This is a genomic window from Streptomyces sp. NPDC051172 (assembly GCF_040682555.1).
Taxonomy (GTDB): Bacteria; Actinomycetota; Actinomycetes; order Streptomycetales; family Streptomycetaceae; genus Streptomyces.
Window position 1 is genome coordinate 1 of record NZ_JBFBBE010000242.1, and the last position, 5,194, is coordinate 5,194.

Below are 5,194 nucleotides of genomic sequence, written 5' to 3' on the forward strand. Positions count from 1 at the left end.
CGACCTCAACCCCCTGACCGTGCTCCGCGACCTCTTCGCCGGAAACCCCTGGCTGCCACCCGCTCACGCGTAATCAACGACCTGAGCAGTCACCTGCGAAGTAGCTGACTGCGCCCCGGCCTTGATCCAGCCGCCATGGAAGTTGCTGCGGCACAGCCAGCCGGACTCCGGGCCGAGGAAAACGTGTCCGTCGCGGAGGTCGAGCCCCGGCAGCGCAACCGAGTTGTCTCACAGAAGCGGAACATTGTTCCTCGGCACAGGTCAGTGCAGTCCACGCGGCGAAAACGCCGGTCGGTTGTCGGAAAATCCGAAATACTTGATGCCTGCCGACAACACCCAGGGGGGAACGTGGCTCAGCTCGAACTCGAAGTGCTCACTGACGACGCACCCGAGGCAGCCGCCTTCGAGGCATACTGGCGACTCAACGATGATGGCGAGACGTGGGCGCAGACTGTCACGGCCATCCGTACCGAGTACGGGCTGAAGCCCCAGCAAATGACCCGCATCGCCCAGCAGGCCGGCACAGCCTACCTGGCCGACTTGTTGTGCGAGTCCTGCGAAGACCCCTACCCGGTGTCCAACCGCAGTGACCTCGCTCAAGCTCTCCGTTTCGAAAGCTGGAAGTGCCCGAGCTGCCACGAACGCGAAGTGGAAGAGCAGGCCGCGCGGGTCAAGGAACAGAAGGCGCGGCGCCGTGCCGAGGTCTACGAGCAGTACCCCGTCCTGAACGGTCCCGACTTGGAGCCCGCCGACCTCACTCTCTTCGAGGCTATCGCGCTGCATACCCTCTTCAGCGACCCGGCAGTCGAAGACGCCGGGCTGACGTCTCCCACCGACATCTGGCCGAAGGAGCGCCGCTGGGCTCCCGAGCAGCTTCGGTACGACTTCGAGCGTGGGCTTCTGAAGGCTGTGCCGCGCCTGATCAAAGTGCACCCGGACTCGCACCTCGATGCCTTCGCCCTGGACGACGACGGGGAACTCAGCGACTCCTTCTACCTCGGCCGCGTCAGCTACTACCTCATGGGCCAGGCCGACGAGCTCACTGATCGGCACCCCGGCCTCCTCCAAAGTCTGAACCGCACCTTCCGGGAAGGCCCGTGGCCGACCTCCTGGGCTGGCCAGTGGCGCGACCTATGGGACGAGCTGGTGCTGGCGGACGCACAGGACTACCTCGCGATGAAGCTCGGCGAGCACCACCTTGAGATGAACCAGGGCGAGGGGACCCGCACCGCCCTCCAGGACGCCCTGAGCACCTTCAGCCTCGGTCAGGTCTTCAACTTCATCTATCGGGCGGCCAAGGACTCCGCCGCCTACTACCAGCGTGGCGGAGTGAACAAACGGCAAGCCGCCAACAGCACCATCGGGCGGATCAGCGCCAGCGCCGACAGGGCCCGCGCCAACGGCTGGGACGTCAAGCCCTTCGGTCGGCCCTGGAATCTCCCTCTCTCGGCCATCGGGGAAACGTTCTTCAGCAAGGTGATGTGGCAGCCAGACATGATGCAGGTGGCATCCCGCGACGCGCAGGTCCCCTTGCACGCCTGGCCCGCTGAAAGCGCCGCCGAGGACAGAGAGGACGAGGGCTCCGAGGAAGCGCCGCACCCGGTGCCTGGCATCGATGAGGAAGGCACTTGGATCGACCTCGGCAAGATTCCTGGTGCCACTCCGTGGCCGGATGTCAACGACGTCCTGAAGCTGGAGCCTGGGACCGTCACCGCGATCGTGTCCGTGCCAACTGCTGGCCGCTCGACAATGGCGCTGAACATCGCGCTGCACAATGCCACAGCCGAACGGCTCACGGTCTTCAGCACCTGCGAGATCAACTCCGACACGATCGAGCGGAAGCTCGTCAGCGCCACCTGCGGAGCAGATCTGCGGTACCCCGCCGACACGGTGGACTTCGACTCCGTGCGTCGCCGCGCATCAGAGTCCTCAGTCAGGGTGCCGGGCTGGCACACCCCGACCGTCGGGCGCCCGCTTGAACAGGTCTTCCGGGAAGCCGCAACTACGGTCATCCCACCGCAGCGTGGTCGCCTTGCCCTGTGGGTGGTCGACACGATCCAGAGTTACAGCGAGCTGGACGAGAAGGGCCTGGCATTGAGCATGGACGTGGCACGCCGCATTGCAGAGGAGCACAACCTTGCGGTTCTGATCACAGCTCGTGCGTTGAGCGAAGGGCCTGACGAGCCGCTCGAACTGCGACATGTCCCGACGCCTATCGCACGCGGCGCCGACACCATCGTTGAACTACATCGCGACGGGGTCTACTGGACCAACCTGCCCGACGCCGACTCAGCCACCGTGCGGGCTTTGAAGGTCGGAGGTAAGCAGTGCAAGGAATCCGTCTCCCTGAAATTCGAGGCGCCCTTCTGTCGTTTCGTCCGAACTGACAGGTGACCAAGCCCTCAGGAGACCTTCAGCGGCGCTGGCCCACGGCACACCGGGGCGCCCCAGCCGGGTGAATCAGCGTGGCCGTTCGCGAACCACAGGGCAGTCCATGGGCCCCCAACTCGGAGAACTCATGGACTGCAGCACTGTCCTCACCGACTATTGATCTCGATGGGGGCAACAGAGGGTGCGATGTCCTCTTGTAGGCCGAAAGCCGCTGCTCAGGGGCGTGCCGTGCGTGAGCGATGCGTGAGCGGATGGCGTGGCACAACCTGCCCCGCGCCGGATCGGCACTCACGGCGCACATGCTCTGACCAGGTGGTTCCGGACCCCGAACCAGCGTCCGGAACCACCCAGCAAGCTTTGGCCAGGACTTTTAATCCATTGGTTGTGGGTTCGAGTCCCACAGGGCCTACCGGTGGTGGTCGGGGGATACGACCTCCGACCTGCTACGCAGCGCCTGAGTCGACTTCGGTCGGGTCGGGCGCTGCTTCGTGTGCAGCCGCTGATCCTCACCGTCAGCCCGTGCCACGTTCGCCTGCCGGTTTCGGCGTGCAGTGTTTCAGCAGCGCGGAAATCGGGCCCTCGACGAGTCGGTAGCGCACGATCCGGCCGTCCTTCTCACCCTCGACGATGCCCGCGGTCCGCAGGAGACGCAGGGCCTGGGAGACGGCTGTGTCCCGCATCCCGCTGGCGACGGCGAGGTCGGACACGGCGATGGGGCCGGCCTCCTGGAGGGCGAACAGCAAGGACAGGCGTCCGGGATCGGAGAGCAGCGAGAAGCGATCGGCCCAGGCGCGCACGTGCTCGGGGTCGCCGACGGCGGCGATGGCATCGCAGACCCGATGGCCGTCAATGGTGCGCCGCCCGGCGTGTTCCGCGGGGACGAGATGCATGCGTCCATCATCGCAGCGAACAGGTGCGGATCTCCATACCTGTTCAGCTGTGCAGCCTTGCAGCCACTGCCCGTGGCCTTCTAGGGTGAGCGGGCCGTGGTGTTCGGGAAGCCGGTGAACAGCCTTCAGGGGCTCAGTCCGGAGCGGCCCTCGCCACTGTGATCGGGGAGTTCGTCGCCCACGTCCCGCAGGGGACAGCCACTGGCCGTCGCAAGGCGGTTGGGAAGGCGGGCGGCGGACGTACGACCCGTCAGCCAGGAGACCGGCCACGGCATCACGAAGCTGATCCACGAGGTGCTGGAGCGTGTCCGTATGACCGTGTCTCAAGGCGTGCCCGAAACCGCCGCCGTCCCGTCCTTTCGCTGGCGCCGCGAGGACACCGTCAGAACCGCGGGTCTGCTGAGCGTGATCGTCGCTCTGCACGTGGCCGCCTTCGGGATCCTCTTCCTCCTCGTGATCCCGCATCACTACGCGGTCGGTACCCAGGCGTTCGGGGTCGGCCTCGGCATCACCGCCTACACGCTCGGCATGCGGCATGCCTTCGACGCCGACCACATCGCCGCCATCGACAACACCACCCGCAAGCTGATGGCCGACGGAAAGCGGCCGGTGTCGGTGGGCTTCTGGTTCGCGCTCGGACACTCCAGCGTGGTGGTCGTCATGGCCGCGCTGGTCGCCGGGGGCACGCACCTCGCCGGCACCCTGATGAACGACAGCTCCCGGACCCACCAGGTGCTCGGCACGGTCGGCACCACGGTCTCCGGCAGCTTCCTGTACCTCATCGCCGCACTCAACCTCGTCGCGCTCTTCGGCATCGTGCGCGTCTTCCGTGCGATGCGGGCCGGACGCTACGACGAGGCGGAGCTGGAGGCGCACCTGGACTCGCGCGGCTTCATGAACCGCATTCTCGGCCGCCTCACCAAGTCCATCCGGCGCCCCGGCCAGATGTTCCCTCTCGGCTTTCTGTTCGGGATCGGCTTCGACACCACGACCGAGGTCCTGCTCCTCGCCCTGGCCGGCAACGGCGCCGCCGCCGGGCTGCCGTGGTACGCGATCCTGTGCCTGCCCCTTCTCTTCGCGGCGGGCATGAGCCTGTTCGACACCCTCGACGGCACCTTCATGAACTTCGCCTACCAGTGGGCGTTCTCCAACCCCGTTCGCAAGGTGTTCTACAACCTCACGATCACCGGCCTGTCCATCGCAGTGGCCTTCTTCGTCGGCACGATCGAACTGGTCGGCGTGCTGCACGACAAGCTCGGTCTGCGGGACGCCCTCACCGGCTGGATATCCGGGCTGGACCTGGACAACGTCGGCTACGTCATCGTCGGCCTGTTCGTGGTCGTCTGGGCCGTGGCGGTCGCGTACTGGCGCCTGGCCAAGGTCGAGGAGCGCTGGAGCGCCCGCAGCGCCGACACCGGCTGACGGCATTCGGCCGTCGCCTCTGCCCGGGCATGGCCCAGATCGCATGCGAGATCACAAAACGTGGCGCGCTGCCGTCCCTTTTGGGGTATTTCGCACTAATCTCCCGTTGCAGCAAGGAGTTGATCTGTCACAGGTCGCATCCACTTCGCTCCACCGGAGATGACATGCACAAGCTTCGCAAGGCTGCCGTCCTGGTCGCCGCCCTCGGGAGTGTCGGGCTTCTGAGTGCCGGCGGCGCCCACGCCGACGGTGGCGCCGGCTTCCAGCAGAGCACCACCTGCAGGTCGCACGACCTGAACATCAGCGTCCTCGGTGAGGTCGGGCTCATCGACGGCCTGCTGGGCAACGCACTCAACGGCGAGGGCAACCCGGGTGCGCAGAGCACCTCCGAGGGCTCGGACATGGGCTGCAGCAACTCCTTCGGCAAGTAAGTCGCCGACGGCTGCTGCCGGATGAACGGCCACGGCCTGCCGGGCGCTCCGCCCGGCAGG

Annotated in this window: 4 protein-coding genes and 1 riboswitch; of the genes, 3 read left to right on the forward strand and 1 reads right to left on the reverse strand. The window is 66.4% G+C overall.

Annotated elements, in window-relative coordinates; translation table 11 throughout:
* Positions 1-348 precede the first annotated feature (348 nt).
* Complete coding sequence (locus AB0N07_RS49625) at positions 349-2,394, forward strand: hypothetical protein (RefSeq protein WP_365847419.1); 2,046 nt, start codon at positions 349-351, stop codon at positions 2,392-2,394.
* A gap of 509 nt (positions 2,395-2,903) precedes the next feature.
* Here the strand turns inward: AB0N07_RS49625 and AB0N07_RS49630 are convergent.
* Positions 2,904-3,281 carry a metalloregulator ArsR/SmtB family transcription factor gene (locus AB0N07_RS49630; RefSeq protein WP_365847421.1) on the reverse strand — a complete coding sequence of 126 codons (378 nt, stop codon included), beginning with the start codon at positions 3,279-3,281 and terminating at the stop codon, positions 2,904-2,906.
* A gap of 56 nt (positions 3,282-3,337) precedes the next feature.
* Positions 3,338-3,567: riboswitch (cobalamin riboswitch) on the forward strand.
* A 26-nt stretch (positions 3,568-3,593) separates the two neighbouring features.
* Here AB0N07_RS49630 and AB0N07_RS49635 point away from each other — a divergent pair.
* Positions 3,594-4,703 (forward strand): HoxN/HupN/NixA family nickel/cobalt transporter, encoded by a 1,110-nt coding sequence (locus tag AB0N07_RS49635; protein ID WP_365847423.1) that lies wholly within the window; start codon positions 3,594-3,596, stop codon positions 4,701-4,703.
* A gap of 164 nt (positions 4,704-4,867) precedes the next feature.
* Positions 4,868-5,134: a hypothetical protein gene (locus tag AB0N07_RS49640; protein ID WP_365847425.1), complete on the forward strand. Its 267-nt coding sequence runs from the start codon at positions 4,868-4,870 to the stop codon at positions 5,132-5,134.
* Positions 5,135-5,194: the final 60 nt, after the last annotated feature.